This window comes from Pseudonocardia sulfidoxydans NBRC 16205 (genome assembly GCF_007989085.1).
Classification (GTDB): Bacteria; Actinomycetota; Actinomycetes; order Mycobacteriales; family Pseudonocardiaceae; genus Pseudonocardia; species Pseudonocardia sulfidoxydans.
Window position 1 is genome coordinate 20010 of record NZ_BJVJ01000002.1, and the last position, 20856, is coordinate 40865.

A 20856-nucleotide genomic window follows, 5' to 3' on the forward strand; every position below is an offset into this window, starting at 1 on the left:
TCGATGGAGCTGACCGCCCTCGGCCTGCTCGTCCTCGGCCTGCTCCTCGCGGAGCCGGTCAGCCGCACCCTGGCCGCGGCGCACTGGCCCGCGCGCGACCCGGTGGGTGCGCTGCTGATGTGGCAGGCCGTGGGGCTCGCGGGCGGGCTGTCGCTGCTGGGCGCGGGCATCGTCTACGGGCTGGCCCCGTTCGGGCCGACGCTGATCCCCGCGGTCGGCGGCTTCTCCCGCGCGGTCGGTGAGGGCCGGGTGCTCGACGACCTCGGCGCGGGCAACACCGTCGCCCTGGTCGCGACCCTGCTGCTGGGGGCGCGGCTGTTCTTCGTGCTCGCGTCGGTCACGGTGCGCACGTTGCGGGCCCGAGCCCGCCACCGGGACCTGCTCGACGTGCTCGCCACGCCGTGGCCCGCGGTGCCGGGCACCCGGGTGCTCGACCATCCGATCCCGGTCGCCTACTGCCTGCCGGGGCGCAGCTCGCGGCTGGTGGTGTCGGCGGGGGTCCTCGAACGTCTTGCGCCCGAGGGGGTGCGGGCCGTCCTCGCCCACGAGCGCGCGCACCTGACCGAACGTCACGACCTGGTCGTCCTGCCGTTCGTGGCGTGGGGGGCGACGGCGCCGTTCGTGCGGGGGATGGTGCGTGCGCAGCTCGCGGTCGCGGCGTTGATCGAGATGCGCGCCGACGACGTGGCCGCGTCGCGGTCGACGCAGCGGGAGCTGGCAGGGGCGCTGCGTACCGTCGGCGGGTCGGCGCCGACGGCGGCGTTGTCGTCGTTCACCTCGGCGGTCGACGCCCGGATCGCCCGGATCGCCGCCCCACCCCCGCCGCCGTCGACGGCGTTCCGGGTGTCGGTGCGGCTGGCGGCGGTGGCGCTGGTCGCCGTCCCGACGGTATTGCTGCTGCACTTCTGAGGAGCAGCACCGCGGGGGTCGTGAGTGGCGATGGTCGCCATGGCGACCATCGCCACTCACAGGGGCTCATCCCATCGACTTCGCGCCGTCGATCGCCTCGCGGATGATGTCGGCGTGCCCGCAGTGCTGCGCGGTCTCGGCGACGATGTGGAGCAGCACGCGGCGCGCCGACCAGCGCGCGCCCGGCTCGAACCACGGGGCCTCGGGCAGCGGGTGCGAGTCGTCGAGGTCGGGCAGGCTCCCCAGCAGCGCGGTGGTGCGGGCGGCGACGCGGTCGTACTCGGCGAGCACCCCGGCGACGGTCTCGCCCGGCAGCAGCCGGAACGAGTTGGCGTGGCCCTCGTAGTCGGGTTCGCCCTCGTGGGTGGGGGCGCCGTTCTCGATGAAGTCGAGCCAGCTGTCCTCGGTGGCGGCGACGTGCTTGACCAGCCCGGCCAGGCACAGCTCGGAGACGGTGGGCGTCGCCACGACCTGCTCGTCGCTGAGCCCGCGCAGCGTGTTGACCAGGAAGAACCGCTGCTTGACCAGGGCCTCCTGCAGGTCGGCGCGCTCACCGGTGAGGGTCTGGGGGGCGTCCTGGGTGTCGATCATGTCGTCCTCCGGGTGGTCTGGCGTTTCCGACGAGGAGAACGTTACGAAGCGTTGTGGTCAGATCCTGACCGCAAGCGGCCACGATTTTCGGCGATCGTCCCGACGCCCGCGGCGTAGCGTGAGGACGTGCCCGTCACACTCCCTTCCGATCTTCCCGACACCCTCGGCGCGCTGCGCGCCTCCGGTCACACGCAGCGCGACGTCAAGTCCGAACTCCGCGACAACCTGCTCGCCGCCCTGCGCGAGGGCCGCGACCCCTGGCCCGGCATCGTCGGCTTCGAGTCGACCGTGCTGCCCCAGCTCGAGCGCGCCCTGCTCGCCGGCCACGACCTCGTCCTGCTGGGCGAGCGCGGCCAGGGCAAGACCCGGCTGCTCCGCTCCCTCGTCGGCCTGCTCGACGAGTGGACCCCCGTCATCGCGGGCTCCGAACTGGGCGAACACCCCTACGAGCCGATCACCCCCGCCTCGATCCGTCGCGCCGCCGAGCTGGGCGACGCGCTGCCCGTGGCGTGGCGGCACCGCTCCGAGCGCTACACCGAGAAGCTGGCGACGCCCGACACCGCGGTCGCCGACCTCATCGGGGACGTCGACCCGGTCAAGGTCGCCGAGGGCCGCTCGCTGGGCGACCCGGAGACCATCCACTTCGGGCTGGTCCCGCGCGCGCACCGCGGCGTCGTCGCGATCAACGAGCTGCCCGACCTCGCCGAGCGCATCCAGGTCGCGCTGCTCAACGTCATGGAGGAGCGCGACATCCAGGTCCGCGGCTACACGCTGCGGCTGCCGCTGGACGTGCTGCTCGTCGCGAGCGCCAACCCGGAGGACTACACCAACCGCGGGCGGATCATCACCCCGCTCAAGGACCGCTTCGGCGCGGAGGTCCGCACCCACTACCCGCTCGAGGTGCGCGACGAGATCGCGCTGGTCGAGCAGGAGGCCGAGCTCGTCGCCGACGTGCCGCGGCACCTGATCGAGGTCGTCGCCCGGTTCACCCGGCACCTGCGCGAGGCGACCGCGATCGACCAGTCGTCGGGCGTCTCGGCCCGGTTCGCGGTGGCCGCCGCGGAGACCGTCGCGGCCGCGGCGCTGCGGCGGGCGGCGATCACGGGGGAGGCCCGTGCCGTCGCCCGGCCCGTCGACCTCGACTCGGTGCCCGCGGTGCTGCGCGGGAAGCTGGAGTTCGCCTCCGGTGAGGAAGGCCGCGAGGAGGAGATCCTCGAGCACCTGCTGCGCCGGGCCACGGCCGACACCGCCCGGTTCGCCCTGCGCGGCGTCGACCTCTCCGAGCTGACCGACGCCGTCGGCACCCGCCCGGTCCGCACCGGCGAACGTGTCCCCGCCGCCGAGGTCGTCGCGGCGTTGCCGCAGGTCCCGGCGCTCACCGAGGTCGCGACCCGGCTCGGGGCGTCCGGTACCGAGGACCCGGGCCCGATGGCGTCGGCCGCGGAGCTGGCGCTGGAGTACCTGTTCCTCACGCGCAAGCTCGCCAAGGACTCCTCCGACGACGGAGACACGGTCAGCTATGGCTGATCCGCGCCGGCGCCGGCGCAGGTACGCCTACGGCCCCTACGCCGGCGGGCCCGACCCGCTGGCGCCACCGTTCGACATCCGCTCGGCCATGGACCAGATCGGCCGCGACGTCATGGACGGCAGCTCCCCGCGGCAGGCGCTGCAGGAGCTGCTGCGCCGCGGATTGGAGGGCCGTCGCGGTCTCGACGAGCTGTCGCGGCAGGTGTGGCAGCGCCGTCGCGACCTCCAACGCGACAACCGGCTCGACGGCACCCTGCAGCAGGTCCGTGAGCTGCTGGAACGCGCGATGAACGCCGAGCGCGACGCACTCGCCAACGAGCACTCCGATGACGCCCGGTTCCGCGAGATGCAGCTCGACGCCCTCCCGAACGACACCGGCGGCGCGGTGCGGGAGCTGTCGGAGTACGACTGGCGCTCCTCCGACGCCCGTGAGGCCTACGAGGAGATCCGCGACCTGCTCGGCCGGGAGATGCTCGACCAGCGCTTCCAGGGCATGAAGGAGGCGATGCAGAACGCGACGCCGCAGGACGTCGAGGCCATCCGCGAGATGCTCGACGACCTCAACTCGCTCCTGCAGAACCACGCCGCCGGCCAGGACACCACACAGCAGTTCTCCGAGTTCATGGCCGAACACGGCGAGTTCTTCCCGGAGAACCCGCAGAACACCGACGAGCTCGCCGACCTGCTCGCCGCCCGCGCCGCCGCCGCGCAGCGGATGATGAACTCGATGTCGGCCGAGCAGCGGGCCGAGCTCATGGAGCTGTCGCAGCAGGCGTTCGGTGACCCGCGGCTCGCCCAGGCGCTCTCGCAGCTCGACGCCAACCTGCAGGGCCTGCGCCCCGGCGAGGACTGGCAGGGCTCCGGCCGGTTCCGCGGCGACAACCCCATGGGGATGGGTGAGGCCACCCGCGCCCTGGAGGAGCTGGGGCAGCTCGACGCGCTCGCCGAGCAGCTCGCCCAGAGCTACCCCGGCGCGCGGCTGGAGGACATCGACCTCGACGCCGTCGCCGACCTGCTCGGCGACGAGGCCCGTGTCGACGCCCGCGCCCTGGCCGACCTGGAGCGTGAGCTGGCCCGCCAGGGCCTGTTCGAACGCGCCCCCGACGGTTCGCTGCTGTTGTCGCCCAAGGCGTTGCGCCGCCTCGGGGAGTCGGCGCTGCGCGACGTCGTCGACAAGATGGGGTCGCGGCGCGGGGAACGCGAGACCCGCCGCTCCGGCGCCGCCGGCGAGGCGACCGGCGCGACCCGGCCGTGGGCGTTCGGCGACACCGAGGCCTGGTCGGTGCCCCGCACCCTGCTCAACGCCCAGCTGCGCCGGGCCGGGGGCGACACCCGCACCCTCGACGTCAGCGACGTCGAGATCGTCGAGACCGAGCAGCGGACCCGCGCCGCGGTGGCGCTGCTCGTCGACACCTCGTGGTCGATGGTGGCCGAGGGCCGGTGGGTGCCGATGAAGCGCACGGCGCTGGCGCTGCACCAGCTGATCTCCACCCGGTTCCGCGGCGACGACCTCGCGCTGATCACGTTCGGGCGCCACGCCCGCACCGTGGAGCTGGGGGAGCTCGTCGGGCTCGACGGGGTGTACGCGCAGGGCACCAACCTGCACCACGCGATGCTGCTCGCCGGGCAGCACCTGCGCCGCCACCCGGACGCGATGCCCGTCGTGCTGGTGGTGACCGACGGGGAGCCGACCGCCCACCTCGAACCCGACGGTGAGGCCTACTTCGACTACCCGCCGAGCCCGCACACGTTGCGCGCCACCGTGGCCGAGCTCGACCGGCTCACCGCACTGAACGCGGCGTTCACGTTCTTCGTGCTCGGTGACGACCCCCGGCTGGCCGCCTTCATGGACGACGTCGCCCGCCGCTGCGGGGGCCGCGTCGTGGCCCCCTCGCTCGACGGGCTGGGCGCCGAAGTGGTGTCGGACTACCTGCGCACGCGGCGCCGCTGACCCGCACCGGTACCCGGCGGCGCTGCGAACCCGTGCGCCGTCGGGTACAGGTGGGCCGGTGGTGGTTCCCGTGTCCGTTCCCCGCCGCGCCCGGCTCGCCGTCGCGCTGACCTTCGCCGCCAACGGATCCGTGTTCGGGTCGTGGGCGCCGCGGGTGCCGGAGGTGAAGGCCGCGCTCGACCTGTCCGACGGCATGCTCGGTCTGGCGCTGCTGGCGCCCGGCGCCGGGTCGTTGCTGACGTTGCCGCTGGCGGGTGGGATCGCGGCCCGGTGGGGGAGCGGGCGCACGACGCGGTGGGCGCTGGTGGCGTTCTTCCTGTCGTCGCTGCCGATCGCGTGGGCGGCGGCCTCCGGCGGCGGGGTGGCGGCGCTGTTCGGGGCGCTGCTGCTGTTCGGCGCCGCGATGGGCGCCCTCGACGTCCTGATGAACGCGCAGGGGATCACCGTCGAGCAGTCCTACGGGCGGTCGGTGCTGTCGTCGTTCCACGCGGTGTTCAGTCTGGGCGCGTTGGGCGGCACAGTGGTCGGGAGCCTCGCCGCGGCGCATCACGTGCCGCTGCTGTGGCAGTTCGTCGTGCTGGGCGCGTCCTGGCTGGTGGTGGTGCTGCCGCTGTCGGCGGCGTTCCTGCCCGACCCGCCGGTCCCCGACGACACGCCCCGCCCACCGGTGTTCGCGGTGCCCCGCGGGCCGCTGATCCCGCTGGCGGTCGCCGCGTTCGCGGTGCTGCTGGCGGAGGGGTCGACGGCGGACTGGTCGGCGGTGCTGTTGCGCGACTCCCTCGGCGCCGGGCCGGCCGCGGCGGGGGCGGCGTTCGCGGCGTTCTCCGCGACGATGACGTTGGGGCGCCTCGTCGGCGACCGCGTCCTGACCCGGCTCGGGCGGCGCCGGGCGGTGCGGTGGTTCGCCGGGTTCGGCGGCGCCGGGCTGGCGGCGGGGCTGCTCGTCGCCGAGTCGGCCGGGCCACCCGTCGCGGTCCCCGCGGCCGTCGTCGGGTTCCTGCTGCTGGGCGCCGGCATCTCGATCACGTTCCCCGCGTTGCTCGCCGAGGCCGGGGTGACCGGGCCGCGCGCGGCCCCCGCGATCGCCGCGGTGTCCTCGGGCGGCTACTTCGGCTTCCTCGTCGGGCCGACCGTCATCGGTGGGCTCGCCGAGCTGACGTCGCTGGACGTGGCGATCTGGTTCGTCGTGGTCATGGCGATGCTGCCGGTGCTGCTGGTGCGTCACCGGGCGCCGACGGCAGGGTGAACACGTGAGCGAGGTCTGCGGGGAGTGCGGCACCGGGCGCGACACCGACGACCCGGCGACCGCGCTGTCGTGGTCGCGCGAACGCGAACCGGGGGACGACGGCCCCGGCCGGCTGCTGTGCCCGGCGTGCGTGCGGGCCCACACCCGCGACATCGAGGCCCGGCTGCCGCCTGCCTGGTGGTCGTGATCGCCGGACGCCGGTTCTCGCGGCGTCACCGCGTAAGTTGTCCTCATGCAATCCTGGGCTCCGGTCGACGTTCCCCGGCTCGAGGGCAGCGGGCCGCCGCTGCGCCTGTACGACACCTCCACCGGCCGTGTCCGCCCGACGGCGCCCGGCCCCGAGGCCACGATGTACGTCTGCGGCATCACCCCCTACGACGCCACCCACCTCGGTCACGCCGCCACCTACCTGGCGTTCGACCTGGTCAACCGGTACTGGCGCGACCTGGGGCACGACGTCCACTACGTGCAGAACGTCACCGACATCGACGAGCCGCTGCTCGAGCGCGCCGCGCGTGACCAGGACGACTGGGTCGTGCTGGGGATGCGGGAGACCGCCCTGTTCCGCGAGGACATGGCCGCGCTGCGTGTGCTGCCGCCGCGGCACTACATCGGCGCGGTCGAGGCGATGGGGGAGATCTCGGAGTTCGTCGCGAAGCTGCTGGCGGGCGGCAGCGCCTACCGCATCGACGATGCCGAGTTCCCCGACGTCTACTTCGACATCACCGCCACCGGCCACTTCGGCTACGAGTCGAACTACGACGAGCAGACCATGCTGCAGCTCTCGCGGGAGCGCGGTGGCGACCCCGACCGGCCCGGCAAGCGCAACCCGACCGACGCGCTGCTGTGGCGGATGGCGCGCGAGGGCGAGCCGTCGTGGGAGTCGGAGCTGGGCGCGGGGCGTCCGGGCTGGCACGTCGAGTGCGCCGCGATCGCGCTCAACCGTCTCGGCGAGCAGATCGACCTCAACGGCGGCGGCTCCGACCTGATCTTCCCCCACCACGAGTTCGGCGCCGCCCACGCCGAGGCGCTCACCGGCGCCCATCCCTTCGCCAGGCACTACGTGCACTCGGGGATGATCGGCCTCGACGGCGAGAAGATGTCGAAGTCGCGCGGGAACCTGGTGTTCGTCTCCAAGCTGCGCTCGGCCGACGTCGATCCCAGCGCGATCCGGCTGGCCCTGCTCTCGGGGCACTACCGCGACGACCGGCCCTGGACCGACGACCTGCTCGCGCAGGCGCACCGGCGGCTGGACCGCTGGCGGGAGGCCGTGGCGCTGAAGGCCGGCCCGGATGCCGGCCAGACGATCACCGACCTGCGCACCCACCTGGCCGACGACCTCGACACCCCGCGCGCCCTGGCCGCGGTCGACGCGTGGGCCGACGCGGCGCTGGAGCGGCGCGGCACCGACACCGCCGCGCCCGGCCGGGTCCGAGACGCTGTCGACGCCCTGCTGGGTGTCCGCCTCTGAGGCCACCCACGCCCGGACCCTGGAGTGGGTCGACCTCGCCGACCTGCGGGCGCACGCCGCGACCTGAGCAGCGTCCTCACGCCTTCGCCCCGTCCTCCGCACCTGTGCTCTCCTCGCGGCGGGGCAGCGTCGGTGGGCCCACGAGCAGCAGCAACGCCGCCGGCGCGAGGAACGCCAGCGCCGCGTCGGCGTGGTAGAGCGGCGTGATCACGACGGGCGCGAGCGCGGCGAAGGTGAACCGGAACGACTGCACCACCGACGTCGACCCGGCCATGTTGGCCCCCGACGTGCGCAGCACCAGCGCGTTCACCCCGACCAAGACGAGCTGGCTCGACACCCCGCCGAAGGCCCACAGCAGACCGATCGCCCACACCGCCGGGACCAGCCCGACACCCGCGACGACCAGGGCGCCCAGGACGACACCGGTCAGGATGCAGCGACGCGGCCCCACCCGGTCGACGGCCGACCCGATCAGCCGGGCGGTGAGGATCCCGGCGACGCCCAGCACGGTGAGCAGCAGCCCGCGCTGCGCGGCCCCGAGACCGAACGCGTCCTCCAGCCGCAGCGCGACGAGGAAGTTCAGGCCCGCGACACAGCCCCAGCCGAGCCCGCCGACGAGCCCGATCCGCAGCACGTGCACCCGCCACGCGCTGCGCAGCCGCGGTCTCGCGCGCGTCGCGGGCCGCGGCGAGGGCGGGAGCCCGACGGCGGCGAGGATGCCGGCGGCGACGGCGACGCCCAGGAACGCGTAGCGCCAGTCGACCTCGGCGGCGAGACCACCCAGCAGCGGCGCCGACGTCTGCCCCGCCGCCTGCAGCGACCCGAACCAGCCCAGCGAGCGCCCCAGCGAGCCCGCCTTCACCGACCCGGCGACCACAGCCAGCAGCAGCGGCGTCGTGAACGCGTTCGCCGCACCCTGCAGCACCCGCATCGCCAGGAACAGCGGCAGCCACGTCGCGAAGAACGCGATCAGCGACGACACCACGTACACCAGGTAGGCGGTGATGACGGCGCGGCGGCGCCCCCAACGCTCACCGAGGGTGCCCGACACGAGCATCAGCGCCGCGAACGGCACCAGATAGGCGGTGACCGACAGCGACGCCGTGCCCGCCGAGATGCCGAAGCCCGCGCCGAGCTCCGGCAGCATCGACACCGTGATGCCGCCGCCGAAGGGGCCCATGAAGGCCCCCGCGAAGATCGCGGCGCGGGTGACGCGGGACCGCAAACCCGGTGACCGTCCCGCCGGCGGCTGCTCCCGGCGGGACCTCGACTCACACGGCGTGTCCGTCAGGAGCCCGAACCACCCGATCCGCGACGGCGCAGGTAGCGCTCGAAGTCGGCGGCGAGCTCGTCGCCGCTGGCCTCCTTGAGCTCCGACGCGGCGGCGCGCTCCTCCTCGGTGGCCTGCTCCTCGAGCTGGCGGACGTACTCGCGGACCTCGTCGTCGGCCTCGGCCATCTCCGAGACCGTGCGCTCCCACTCCTCGGCCTGCTCGGGCAGCCCACCGAGGGGCACCTCGACGTCGAGGACCTCCTCGACGCGGTGCAGCAGCGCCACCGCCGCCTTGGGCACCCGGGCCTGCGACACGTAGTGCGGCACCGACGCCCAGAACGACAGCGCCGGTACACCCGCCTCCACGCACGCCTGGTGGAACACCCCGACGATCCCCGTCGGGCCCTGGTAGGTCGACGGCTCGACGCGCAGCTCACCCGCCGAGTCGCGGTCCCACGAGAATCCCGTGACGGGGGTGGGCCGGGTGTGTGGCGTCTCGGTCTGCATCGCCCCGAGCGTGATGACCTTCGTCACTCCCAGCACGTCGACGTAGTCGAGCAGCTCGCCGCAGAACGACCGCCACCGCAGGTTCGGCTCGATGCCGTTGACGAGCACCACGTGGCGACCCGTCCCCGGCAGCTCGGCCACCGACAGCCGTGTGGTCTGCCACTCCACCCGCCTGCTCACCCCGTCGGCGAGCCGCACCAGAGGCCGTGTGACCTGGAAGTCGTAATAGTCCTCGGGATCGATCGAGTCCAACGGCGTGGCATCCCAGCTGAGCTCCAGGTGTTCCAGCGCCGTGCTGGCCGCCTCACCTGCGTCGTTCCAGCCCTCGAACGCAGCGATCATCACCGGCTCGGAGAGCTCGGGGAGATCGGGCCGTGGCCCGTCGTCCGGCACGCGATCGGTCATCGCGCCAGCCTACGGCGGACCGGCCCGCGGCGACGGCCCGGCTAACCTTGTCGGCGTGCCTGCACAGAACCCGGACCGTCCCGCCGACGGACACGACACGTCTCTGCTCCACACGCTCGCCGAGCGTGTCGTCGTGGCGGACGGTGCGATGGGCACGATGTTGCAGGCCGCGGACCTGACCCTCGACGACTTCGCCGGCCTCGACGGCTGCAACGAGATCCTCAACGACACCCGCCCGGACGTCGTGCGCAGCATCCACACCGGCTACCTCGAAGCCGGTGCCGACGCCGTCGAGACCAACACGTTCGGCGCGAACCTGCCCAACCTCGCCGAGTACGACATCCCCGAACGCATCCGGGAGCTCGCCGAGAAGGGCGCCCGGCTGGCCCGTGAGGCCGCCGACGAGATCTCCACCCCCGACCGGCCCCGCTACGTCCTGGGCTCCGTCGGGCCCGGCACGAAGCTGCCGACGCTGGGCCACGAGTCGTTCGCGCGGCTGCGCGACGCCTACACCGAGTGCGGCACCGGTCTGCTCGCCGGTGGCGCCGACGCGTTCATCATCGAGACCTGCCAGGACCTGCTGCAGGTCAAGGCCGCCGTGCTCGGCGTGCAGCGCGCCATGGTCGCCGAGGGCCGGCGCATCCCGATCATCACCCAGGTCACCGTCGAGACCACCGGCACGATGCTGCTGGGCAGCGAGATCGGCGCCGCCCTGACGGCGATCGAACCGCTCGGTGTCGACCTCATCGGCCTCAACTGCGCCACCGGCCCCGCCGAGATGAGCGAGCACCTGCGGACGCTGTCCAAGCACGCCCGCATCCCGCTGTCGGTGATGCCCAACGCCGGCCTGCCCCAGCTCGGCCCCAACGGTGCGGTCTACCCGCTCTCACCCGAGGAGCTGGCCGAGGCGCTGTCGACGTTCGTGCGCGACTACGGGCTGCGCCTGGTCGGCGGCTGCTGCGGCACCACCCCCGAGCACGTGCGCGCCGTGTCCGAGGCCGTCGCGTCGCTGCAGCCCGCGCGTCGCGACCCGCGGCCCGAGCCCGGTGTCAGCTCGCTCTACGCGTCCGTCCCGTTCCGCCAGGACACCTCGGTGCTGATGGTGGGGGAGCGGACCAACGCCAACGGCTCCAAGGCCTTCCGCGAGGCGATGATCGCCGAGCGCTGGGAGGAGTGCGTCGCGATCGCCCGCGAGCAGACCCGCGACGGCGCCCACATGATCGACCTCAACGTCGACTACGTCGGTCGCGACGGCGTCGCCGACATGGCCGAGCTGGCCGCGCGCCTCGCCACCGCGTCCACCCTGCCCATCATGATCGACTCGACCGAGCCCGAGGTCGTGCAGGCCGGTCTGGAACGCCTCGGCGGCCGCTGCATCGTCAACTCGGTCAACTACGAGGACGGCGACGGGCCCGGCTCACGTTTCCAGCGCGCCATGGCGCTCGTGCGCGAGCACGGCGCCGCGGTCGTCGCCCTGACGATCGACGAGGAGGGCCAGGCCCGCACCCGCGAGGCGAAGGTCCGCATCGCCGACCGGCTGATCACCGACCTCACCACCCACCACGGCATGCGCGTCGAGGACATCGTCGTCGACGCCCTGACCTTCCCCATCACCACGGGGCAGGAGGAGGTCCGCCGCGACGGCCTGGAGACCATCGAGGCGATCCGCGAGCTCAAGCGCATCCACCCGACCGTGCAGACCACGCTGGGCATCTCCAACGTGTCGTTCGGTCTCAACGTCGCCGCCCGCCAGGTGCTCAACTCGGTGTTCCTGCACGAATGCGTCAACGCGGGCCTCGACACCGCGATCGTGCACGCGTCGAAGATCCTGCCGATGGCCAAGATCCCCGACGAGCAGCGCTCCGTGGCCCTCGACCTCGTCTACGACCGCCGCCGCGAGGGCTACGACCCGCTGTCGCGGCTCATGGAGCTGTTCGAGGGCGTCACCGCGTCCTCGGCCAAGGCCGGGCGCGCCGAGGAGCTCGCGGCGCTGCCGCTGTTCGAGCGCCTCGAGCGGCGCATCGTCGACGGCGAGCGCCCCGGCCTGGAGGCCGACCTCGACCTCGCCCTCACCGAACGCCCCGCCCTGGAGATCATCAACGACACCCTGCTCGCCGGGATGAAGACCGTCGGCGAGCTGTTCGGCTCGGGCCAGATGCAGCTGCCGTTCGTGCTGCAGAGCGCCGAGGTCATGAAGGCCGCCGTCGCCCACCTCGAGCCGCACATGGAGAAGTCCGACTCCGAGGGCAAGGGCACGATCGTGCTGGCCACGGTCAAGGGCGACGTCCACGACATCGGCAAGAACCTCGTCGACATCATCCTGAGCAACAACGGCTACACCGTGGTCAACCTGGGCATCAAGCAGCCGATCTCGACGATCCTGTCGGCCGCCGAGGAGCACCACGCCCACGCCGTCGGCATGTCCGGGCTGCTGGTCAAGTCGACGGTGATCATGAAGGAGAACCTCCAGGAGATGAACTCCCGGGGGCTCGCGGCGAGGCTGCCCGTCCTGCTCGGCGGTGCCGCGCTCACCCGCTCCTACGTCGAGAACGACCTCTCCGACGTCTACGACGGCCGCGTCTCCTACGCCCGCGACGCCTTCGAGGGCCTGCGCCTGATGGACGCCACGATGGCCCGCGCCCGCGGCGAAGCCCCGGCCGTCGACCCCGAGGAGGAGGCCAAGGCCGCCGAGCGCAAGGCCCGCCACGAGCGGTCCAAGCGGATCGCGGCCAAGCGCAAGGCCGCCGAGGCCGAGGCCGCCGGCCCGCTGCCCGAGCGCTCCGACGTCGCCCTCGACAACCCGCTGCCGACGCCGCCGTTCTGGGGCACCCGGGTCGTCAAGGGCATCGCCGTCGCCGACTACGCCGGGATGATCGACGAACGCGCCCTCTTCCTGGGGCAGTGGGGGCTGCGCGGCGCCAAGGGTGGCTCCGGCCCGTCCTACGAGGACCTCGTCGAGACCGAGGGCCGTCCCCGGCTGCGGTACTGGCTGGAACGGCTTGCCACCGAAGGCGTGCTCGCCAACGCCGCCGTCGTCTACGGCTACTTCCCGGCCGTCGCGGTGCGCGACGAGCTCGTCGTGCTCACCGAGCCGCACGCCGAGGCCCCCGAGCGCCACCGGTTCGCGTTCCCGCGCCAGCGCCGCGACCGCCACCTGTGCCTGGCCGACTTCTGGCGGCCCCGCGACGTCGCCATCGCAGGCGGCGAGATCGACGTCCTGCCGCTGCACCTGGTCACCATGGGCCAGCCCATCGCCGACTACGCCAACGAGCTGTTCGCCAAGAACGCCTACCGCGACTACCTCGAGGTGCACGGGCTCAGCGTCCAGCTCACCGAGGCGCTCGCCGAGTACTGGCACAAGCGGGTCCGCGAGGAGCTCACCTGGTCGACCGGGCGCACCCTGGCCGAGGAGGACCCCGAGAACGTCGAGGAGTTCTTCAAGCTCGGCTACCGCGGCGCCCGCTACTCCCTGGGCTACGGCGCCTGCCCCAACCTCGAGGACCGCACGAAGATCGTCGACCTGCTCGAGCCGGGCCGCATCGGCGTCGGGCTGTCGGAGGAGCTGCAGCTGCATCCCGAGCAGTCCACCGACGCCATGGTCGCGCACCACCCGGAGGCCAAGTATTTCAACGCAGGCTGAGTCACCCGCGGCCGTGTCGTCCGGGCGGCCCGCCGCCGTCCTGTTCGACATGGACGGCACGCTCGTCGACTCCGAGAAGCTCTGGGACCGCTCACTCGTCGACACCCTCACCTGGCTCGGTGGGGGACCGCTGACCGACGAGGCCCGCCGCGAGACCGTCGGCGGCAACCTCGCGTTCAGCATCGGTGTGCTGCTGCGGGAGGCAGGCGTCCCGGCGACCCCCGCGAGGGTCGCCGAGACCGCCGAGCACCTGCACGCCCGCACCGAGGAACTGTTCCTGCGCGGGCTGCCCTGGCGACCCGGCGCCCAGGAGCTGCTCGCCTCGATCCGCGACGCCGCCATCCCCGCCGCCCTCGTCACCAACACCGGGCGGCGGCTCACCGACCTCGCGCTGCGCACCATCGGCACCCACTGGTTCACCGCGACCGTGTGCGGCGACGAGGTCGAGCACGGCAAACCCGCGCCCGACGTCTACCTGCGCGCCGCCGAACTGCTCGGCGTCCCCGCGCACGAGTGCCTCGCCGTCGAGGACTCCCCGACAGGTGCCGCGGCCGCCGACGCCGCCGGGGCGGTCGTGCTCGTCGTCCCGTGCGAGGTCCCCGTCCTCGACGGGCCACGCCGGGCCCGCCGCGACACCCTCGCCGGCCTCGACGTCGCCGGCCTGTCCGCGCTGTACACCGACGTGCGGGAACGCACGAGCAGCCCCCTCCGCTGAGCCCCCGCTGCACGTACCGTTCGCCGCGACCCGCCCGGTCGATACCCTCCTGACCTGGGGCGGGCGCGCCACCCGGCGCACGACGGCCCCCGGTGGAAGCACGAGGGTCCCGCCGATTTCGTGGCCACCACGACGAACGACGACACTGAGCACGGAAGGAGATACGCCACGTGAAGACTTTCGACGGGCTCTACGCCGAGCTCAGTGACAAGGCCGCGACGCGCCCCGAGGGATCCGGCACGGTCGCCGCCCTCGACGCCGGCGTCCACGCCCAGGGCAAGAAGCTGCTCGAGGAGGCCGGCGAGGTCTGGCTGGCCGCCGAGCACGAGTCCGACGACGCACTGGCCGAGGAGATCTCCCAGCTGCTCTACCGTGCACAGGTGATCATGATCGGGCGCGGGATCACGCTCGACCACGTCTACAAGTACCTCTGACCGCCCGACCCCACGCCGTTCGAAAGTAGGCACCCCGATGCTCCGCGTCGCGCTCCCGAACAAGGGCACTCTCGCCGAGCCCGCCAGCACCATGATGCGGGAGGCCGGCTACCGGCAGCGGTCCGACTCCCGCGATCTCAGCATGGTCGACGAGGAGAACCAGATCGAGTTCTTCTACCTGCGGCCCAAGGACATCGCCACCTACGTGGGGTCCGGGGACCTGCAGCTGGGCATCACGGGGCACGACCTCATGGAGGAGTCCGGCAGCCAGGTGCAGCCGGTGCTCCCGCTCGGGTTCGGCGCGTCGAAGTTCCGCTTCGCCGTCCCCGCCGACGAGAACTGGGCCCTCGAGGACCTCGACGGCAAGACGATCGCGACGTCCTACCCCCGGCTCGTCCGCTCCCACCTGAGCGGCAAACGCATCGGCGCCAACATCATCAAGCTCGACGGCGCCGTCGAGATCTCGGTACAGCTCGGCCTGGCCGACGCCATCGCCGACGTCGTGTCCTCGGGCCGCACGCTGCGCCAGCACGGCCTCAAGGTCATCGGCGACCCGATCGCCGAGTCGGAGGCCACCCTCATCGAGCGCGAGCCCCGGCTCGACCGCCACGAGGCCGACGACGTCAAGGCCGCCAAGCGGATCTTCACCGAGCGGCTGCGCGGCGTCGTCTACGCCCGCAAGTACCTGATGCTCGACTACGACTGCCCCAAGGACGTGCTGTCCCAGGCCACCGCCATCACACCGGGCCTGCAGTCGCCGACCATCGCGCCGCTGGAGCGCGACGGCTGGGTCGCGGTCCGCTCGATGGTCACCAAGAGCGAGTCCAACGCCGTCATGGACAAGCTGGCCGCCGTCGGCGCCCGCGCGATCCTGACCTCGGAGATCCGCTCCTGCCGCGCGGTCACCGCCGGCGAGGACTGAGCCCGTCCCACCGAGACCGCGGGCGGGGCCTGACCGTCACCGCCGTCTGACCGTCACCGCCGTCTGACCGTCACCGCCGTCTGACCGTGAGGGCCTGCGTGGCGCGGCCGGTGTGCCCGGCCGCGTCGTGCAGCACCGCCGACACCGTCCCCGCACCCGACGGGCCGATCACCGTCGCCGCGTCCACACCCGTCCACTCGCCGACCGGCGCGCGGTGCAGGTGCAGGCTCAGCTCGGTGTTCACGAACAGCCAGGACCGCAGATCCAGCGGCGCCGCGATCCCGTTCGCCGAGTCCGCCGCCACCACCAGCCGCTGCAGCGGCGACGGCTCCTCGCCCTCGACCAGCGGCACCCGCTGACGCACCCACGCCCGCCCCGGGCCCGGCTCACCCAGCGCACCGCTGAGCCAACGCCACTCGATCATGTCCATGAACCCGGGCAGCCAGCCCTGCGGGCGGGCCTGCTGCGGCACGGCGTCCTCCGGACCCGCGATCACCGGCGCCGTCCCCACCACGACCTCCGCGGTGTCGGCCGGCGCGAACCGCCAGCCCCGGGCCTGCAGCACCATCCGGCCACCGGCCAGCATCTCCGCCTGCAACAGCTCGATCCGCCGCCCCGGGCGCAGCACCTGCGCCCGCACCTCGACGTCCCCCGCCGGGATCGGGCCCAGCACCTCGAGCGTCACCCTCGCCAACGACAACGCCACCGCCGGGTCGGGCTGCGGCCACTGCTCCAACGCCCGCACCAGCAGCGCCGACGGCGGCCCCGCGTGCTGGGCGTCGGCGAACCACGGGCCCGTCGTCGAGTACGTCGCGTGGTACAGACCCTTGTCCGGGTCACGGGGCAGGTAGAACGGCTCCGGTTCGCTCACACCCCGATCATGCGCCGTCGGCGGCGAGGTCCGTACCCGGGTCGGCCTCCGGCCAGCCCGGGTACGGCGGCGGTGTCCCACCCCACTCCGGGCAGATCGCCTTGTGCGCACAGAAGCGGCACGCCGACCCCCGCCGGGGCAGGAACTCACCCGTCCGGCCCGCCTCCCGGATCGCGTCCCACAGCGCCGCCAGGACGCGGGTGAACCGCTCCAGCTCCCCACGGTCGGGGGAGTAGCTCAACCACTCGCCCGAGCGCAGGTACAACAACCGCAGCTCACCCGGCACCGCGCCACGCTCGTGCAGCAGCGCCAGCGCGTAGAACTTCAGCTGGAACATCGCCGACGCCTCGCCGAACTCGTGCGGTGCCCGGCCCGTCTTGTAGTCGACCACCCGCAGCCCGCCGTCGGGCAGCACGTCGACCCTGTCGACGACCCCGCGCAGCATCAGGCCCTCGCCCAGGTCGGACTCGACGAGCAGCTCCACCGCGTCGGCCGTGACCGCCCGCGGGTCCTCCACCGTGAAGTAGGCCGCCACCAGCTCGTGGGCCGAGGCGAGCCAGTCGGCGAACCCGAACGTCTCCTCCTCGACGTCGCGGGGGCCGAACAGGGCGTCGGCGATCCCGGGCCACCCGATCACGAGGTCGACCCACGCCGGGCCGACCAGTGCCGCCGCCGCGGCGGGGGTGCGGTCGAGCGGCGGCAGGGCGAAGAGCCGCTCCAGCACCGCGTGCACGAGCGTGCCCCGCAGCTGGGCGTGGCTCGGGTGCTCCGGGAGCTTGTCGACGGCCCGGTACCGGTAGAGCAGCGGGCAGGTCCGGAAGTCGCCCGCCCGCGACGGCGACAGCGCCGGCCGCCGCCGCACCCGCCCGCCGTCCTCCCGCGGGGGATCGACCGGCGGGGCGGGAGCGGGGATCAGCGCTGGACGCGGCTCCGCCGCGTCGACGGTGCGCACTCCCGGCTCGGTCACGGGGCCACCGTATGCGGTCGTCCCGACACTCCCGGCACCCTGTGAGCGGCAATAGTCGCTATAGCGACTATTGCCGCTCACGACCGCGCGTCGCCTGAAGGGGCCGCCGCACCGCGGCGCACAGCCACACCCGGCGCGCAACCTGACTGCTGTCCGCGGCCCGCTCGGGAGCAGTGGGGTTGCGCGCGGTCCTCGGGCGGCGAGCCCCGGCGGGCCCCGCCGTGCCGCACCCGGCACGCGGTCCTCGGGCGGCGAGCCCCGGCGCGCGCCGCCGTGCCGCACCCGGCACGCGGTCCTCCGGCCGCAACCTCACTGCTGTGAATCCGCCCGTTGAGAGCAGTGGGGTTGCGCTCGGGTGGTGGGGAGCTCGCGGACCTGATCGTTCGGCCGGGGCGGGTCGCCGAACGGGCACCGGATACCGTTGCGCCCCGTGCCCGACCCCGCCCTGACCGATTCCGCCCCGTCCGTCCCCGACGACGCCGTTCTCGACGATGCCGCCGTCCTCGACGATGCCGGCGCCGCCGACCCCGCACCCCAGGAACCGGCTCCCTCCCCGGGCGGCAGCAGCCGGGCGCGGGGCGGGCCGTTCCGTGCGGGCGACCGGGTGCAGCTCACCGACCCCAAGGGTCGCAAGTACACGCTGCTGCTCGAGCAGGGCGGGCAGTACCACACCCACCGGGGCGGGCTGGCCCACGACGACCTCATCGGCAAGCCCGAGGGCAGCGTCGTCGTGTCCCCGGTCGGCACCCCGTACCTGGCGCTGCGGCCGCTGCTGGCCGACTACGTGCTGTCGATGCCCCGCGGCGCGGCCGTCATCTACCCCAAGGACGCGGCGCAGATCCTGATGTGGGGCGACGTGTTCCCGGGGGCGCGGGTGCTGGAGGCGGGCGCCGGGTCGGGCGCGCTGACGTGCTCGCTGCTGCAAGCGGTGGGGCCGGCGGGGGGCGTCGTCTCCTACGAGGTCCGCGAGGATCATCTGCAACACGCCGAGAAGAACGTCGAGACTTTCTTCGGTTCCCGTCCCACCAACTGGACACTTCGCCTGGGTGATGTGAAGGACCACGACCCCGACGCGGAGCAGTTCGACCGGGTCGTGCTGGACATGCTGGCGCCCTGGGAGGTGCTGGAGACGGTCCGGGCGGCGCTCGTCCCGGGCGGGGTCCTGGTCGGTTACGTCGCGACGACCACGCAGCTGTCGCGGCTCACCGAGGCGCTGCGCGAGATGCAGTGCTGGACCGAACCGCAGTCGTGGGAGTCGCTGGTCAGGCCGTGGCACGTGGTCGGGCTGGCGGTCCGCCCGGAGCACCGGATGATCGGTCACACAGCGTTTCTGGTGACCGCACGGAGGTTGGCCGACGGGGTCGTGCCGCCGCGTCCGCAGCGCAGACCGACCAGTCGCTGACGACGGACGGCGCAACGCCCGTCGACGGGCCGGTCACTGCGCAAGGACATCGGCGTGACGTCAAGCTGCCGTCCGGCTGAGTGAGGGATCACCGATTCGACGCAACACGCATCTCCCGCACCACCAGGTACCGTATGGAAACGGAACACGGAGGGAGGATGCCGTGAACCCCTACGACGGTCCCGGCAGGCACGGTGCGGGTGATCCGGGGGGCTTGACCCCCGCAGAGGCTGCCGCGCAGATCCGCTTCCTGGAGGAAGAGGTCGCGCTGCTGCGCCGCAAGCTCACCGAGTCCCCGCGACAGGCCCGCGTGCTCGAGCAGCGGTTGGCCGAGTCGGCCAGCCAGCTCTCCCAGCTCAGCGCGCGCAACGAGAAGCTGCAGGAGACCCTGCGCGAGGCCCGCACACAGCTGGTCGCGCTCCGCGAGGAGGTCGAACGGCTGGCGCAGCCGCCGAGCGGCTACGGCGTCTTCCTGACCCGGTTCCCCGACGAGACGGTCGACGTCTTCACCTCGGGTCGCCGCATGCGTGTCGCGGTGTCCCCGGCGGTGGAGACGGGCGAGCTGCGGGCGGGGCAGACCGTGCGGCTCAACGAGGCGCTCACCGTCGTCGAGGCCGGCGACTTCGAGCGGGTCGGCGAGGTGTGCGCGCTGCGCGAGGTGCTGTCCGGCCCCACCGAGGACGGGCTGGCCGGCCGGGCGCTGATCTCGGGCAACACCGACGAGGAGCGTGTCGTCTGGCTGGCGGCGCCGTTGACGCTGGAGACCGACGATCCCGACTTCGTGCCGCTGAAGCCGGGTGACTCGCTGCTGGTCGACACCAAGGCCGGGTACGCCTACGAGCGGGTGCCCAAGGCGGAGGTCGAGGACCTGGTGCTGGAGGAGGTGCCCGACGTCTCCTACGAGGACATCGGTGGCCTGTTCCGGCAGATCGAGATGATCCGCGACGCGGTGGAGCTGCCGTTCCTGCACGCGGAGCTGTTCCGCGAGTACGAGCTGCGTCCCCCCAAGGGTGTGCTGCTCTACGGTCCCCCCGGCTGTGGCAAGACGCTGATCGCGAAGGCGGTCGCGAACTCGCTGGCCAAGAAGATCGCTGCGGCGCGCGGTGACGACCCGAACGAGGCGCGGTCGTTCTTCCTGAACATCAAGGGCCCGGAGCTGCTCAACAAGTTCGTCGGCGAGACCGAGCGGCACATCCGGCTGATCTTCCAGCGGGCCCGGGAGAAGGCGTCCGAGGGCACCCCGGTGATCGTGTTCTTCGACGAGATGGACTCGATCTTCCGGACACGTGGTTCGGGTGTGTCCTCCGACGTCGAGACGACGATCGTGCCGCAGCTGCTGGCGGAGATCGACGGCGTCGAGGGCCTGGAGAACGTCATCGTCATCGGTGCCTCGAACCGTGAGGACATGATCGACCCGGCGATCCTGCGGCCGGGCCGGCTCGACGTGAAGATCAAGGTCGAGCGTCCCGACGCCGAGGCGGCCAAGGACATCTTCTCCAAGTACCTGACCGACACGCTGCCGATCCACGTCGACGACGTGGCGGAGTTCGCCGGCAGCCGCAAGGCCGCGGTGGACGCGATGATCCAGCGCGTCGTGGAGCGGATGTACGACGAGTCGGAGGAGAACCGCTTCCTCGAGGTCACCTACGCCAACGGTGACAAGGAGACCTTGTACTTCAAGGACTTCAACTCGGGCGCGATGATCCAGAACATCGTGGACAGGTCGAAGAAGTCGGCGATCAAGTCGGTGCTGGAGACGAGCCAGCCGGGTCTGCGGGTCCAGCACCTGCTCGACGCGATCGTCGACGAGTTCGCCGAGAACGAGGACCTGCCGAACACGACCAACCCCGACGACTGGGCCCGGATCTCGGGCAAGAAGGGCGAGCGGATCGTCTACATCCGCACGCTGGTCACGGGGAAGAACACGGAGACGAGCCGGGCGATCGACACGGCGTCGAACACCGGTCAGTACCTGTAGCCGCTGCGCGCACGAGGGGCCCGCCGGATCCGTTCCGGCGGGCTCCTC

At 72.8% G+C, this 20856-nt stretch carries 17 protein-coding genes; 12 read left to right on the forward strand and 5 right to left on the reverse strand.

The features are described from left to right. The first annotated feature begins 3 nt into the window (after window positions 1-3). Window positions 4-909, forward strand: coding sequence for a M56 family metallopeptidase (locus tag PSU4_RS01335; RefSeq protein WP_147101891.1), 906 nt, complete (start codon window positions 4-6; stop codon window positions 907-909). A gap of 66 nt (window positions 910-975) precedes the next feature. Here PSU4_RS01335 and PSU4_RS01340 read toward each other — a convergent pair whose 3' ends face one another. Continuing rightward, window positions 976-1500, reverse strand: coding sequence for a DinB family protein (locus PSU4_RS01340; RefSeq protein ID WP_147101895.1), 525 nt, complete (start codon window positions 1498-1500; stop codon window positions 976-978). Between the two features lie 126 nt (window positions 1501-1626). On the opposite strand from PSU4_RS01340, the gene PSU4_RS01345 reads away from it, so the two are divergent. The 5 genes from PSU4_RS01345 to mshC all read left to right on the forward strand — a co-directional run bounded on the left by PSU4_RS01345 (window position 1627) and on the right by mshC (window position 7695). Further along, the gene (locus PSU4_RS01345; RefSeq protein WP_147101898.1) at window positions 1627-3027 is read left to right on the forward strand and encodes an ATP-binding protein; all 1401 of its coding nucleotides are present in this window, start codon (window positions 1627-1629) and stop codon (window positions 3025-3027) included. After that, the gene (locus PSU4_RS01350) at window positions 3020-4978 is read left to right on the forward strand and encodes a vWA domain-containing protein (protein WP_147101900.1); all 1959 of its coding nucleotides are present in this window, start codon (window positions 3020-3022) and stop codon (window positions 4976-4978) included. Before PSU4_RS01345 ends, PSU4_RS01350 begins: the two co-directional genes overlap by 8 nt. 70 nt (window positions 4979-5048) lie before the next feature. After that, the gene (locus PSU4_RS01355) at window positions 5049-6224 is read left to right on the forward strand and encodes an MFS transporter (protein WP_147101911.1); all 1176 of its coding nucleotides are present in this window, start codon (window positions 5049-5051) and stop codon (window positions 6222-6224) included. Window positions 6225-6228: 4 nt separating this feature from the next. Further along, window positions 6229-6411 carry a hypothetical protein gene (locus PSU4_RS01360; RefSeq protein WP_147101914.1) on the forward strand — a complete coding sequence of 61 codons (183 nt, stop codon included), beginning with the start codon at window positions 6229-6231 and terminating at the stop codon, window positions 6409-6411. A 45-nt stretch (window positions 6412-6456) separates the two neighbouring features. After that, the gene (gene mshC / locus PSU4_RS01365; RefSeq protein ID WP_147101915.1) at window positions 6457-7695 is read left to right on the forward strand and encodes a cysteine--1-D-myo-inosityl 2-amino-2-deoxy-alpha-D-glucopyranoside ligase; all 1239 of its coding nucleotides are present in this window, start codon (window positions 6457-6459) and stop codon (window positions 7693-7695) included. Between the two features lie 76 nt (window positions 7696-7771). Here the strand turns inward: mshC and PSU4_RS01375 are convergent, their stop codons facing one another. Together PSU4_RS01375 and PSU4_RS01380 are read right to left on the reverse strand one after the other, a co-directional pair. Beyond that, entirely contained in the window at window positions 7772-8920 is a 1149-nt protein-coding gene (locus PSU4_RS01375; protein WP_147101917.1) for an MFS transporter, read from the reverse strand. Between the two features lie 62 nt (window positions 8921-8982). After that, a complete protein-coding gene (locus tag PSU4_RS01380; RefSeq protein WP_147101920.1) occupies window positions 8983-9879 on the reverse strand; it encodes a PAC2 family protein in 897 nt (298 codons plus the stop codon). Window positions 9880-9934: 55 nt separating this feature from the next. On the opposite strand from PSU4_RS01380, the gene metH reads away from it, so the two are divergent. The 4 genes from metH (at window position 9935) to hisG (ending at window position 15590) form a co-directional block, all read left to right on the forward strand. Next, window positions 9935-13519 (forward strand): methionine synthase, encoded by a 3585-nt coding sequence (gene metH / locus PSU4_RS01385; protein WP_373866024.1) that lies wholly within the window; start codon window positions 9935-9937, stop codon window positions 13517-13519. A 13-nt stretch (window positions 13520-13532) separates the two neighbouring features. Then, window positions 13533-14234 carry an HAD family hydrolase gene (locus PSU4_RS01390; RefSeq protein WP_281290652.1) on the forward strand — a complete coding sequence of 234 codons (702 nt, stop codon included), beginning with the start codon at window positions 13533-13535 and terminating at the stop codon, window positions 14232-14234. 170 nt (window positions 14235-14404) lie between these two features. Continuing rightward, entirely contained in the window at window positions 14405-14668 is a 264-nt protein-coding gene (locus tag PSU4_RS01395; protein WP_147101922.1) for a phosphoribosyl-ATP diphosphatase, read from the forward strand. A 37-nt stretch (window positions 14669-14705) separates the two neighbouring features. Further along, complete coding sequence (gene hisG / locus PSU4_RS01400) at window positions 14706-15590, forward strand: ATP phosphoribosyltransferase (RefSeq protein ID WP_147101924.1); 885 nt, start codon at window positions 14706-14708, stop codon at window positions 15588-15590. Between the two features lie 70 nt (window positions 15591-15660). Here hisG and PSU4_RS01405 read toward each other — a convergent pair whose 3' ends face one another. Beyond that, window positions 15661-16461, reverse strand: a complete 801-nt coding sequence (locus PSU4_RS01405) for a thioesterase family protein (RefSeq protein ID WP_147101926.1) — start codon at window positions 16459-16461, stop codon at window positions 15661-15663. 7 nt (window positions 16462-16468) lie between these two features. Further along, window positions 16469-17374, reverse strand: a complete 906-nt coding sequence (locus PSU4_RS01410) for a RecB family exonuclease (protein ID WP_147102173.1) — start codon at window positions 17372-17374, stop codon at window positions 16469-16471. A 484-nt stretch (window positions 17375-17858) separates the two neighbouring features. Here PSU4_RS01410 and PSU4_RS01415 point away from each other — a divergent pair, with 484 nt between their 5' ends. Together PSU4_RS01415 and arc are read left to right on the forward strand one after the other, a co-directional pair. Further along, window positions 17859-18830: a tRNA (adenine-N1)-methyltransferase gene (locus PSU4_RS01415; protein WP_281290653.1), complete on the forward strand. Its 972-nt coding sequence runs from the start codon at window positions 17859-17861 to the stop codon at window positions 18828-18830. A gap of 163 nt (window positions 18831-18993) precedes the next feature. After that, window positions 18994-20808: a proteasome ATPase gene (gene arc / locus PSU4_RS01420; RefSeq protein WP_147101928.1), complete on the forward strand. Its 1815-nt coding sequence runs from the start codon at window positions 18994-18996 to the stop codon at window positions 20806-20808. The last annotated feature ends 48 nt before the right edge of the window (window positions 20809-20856 follow it).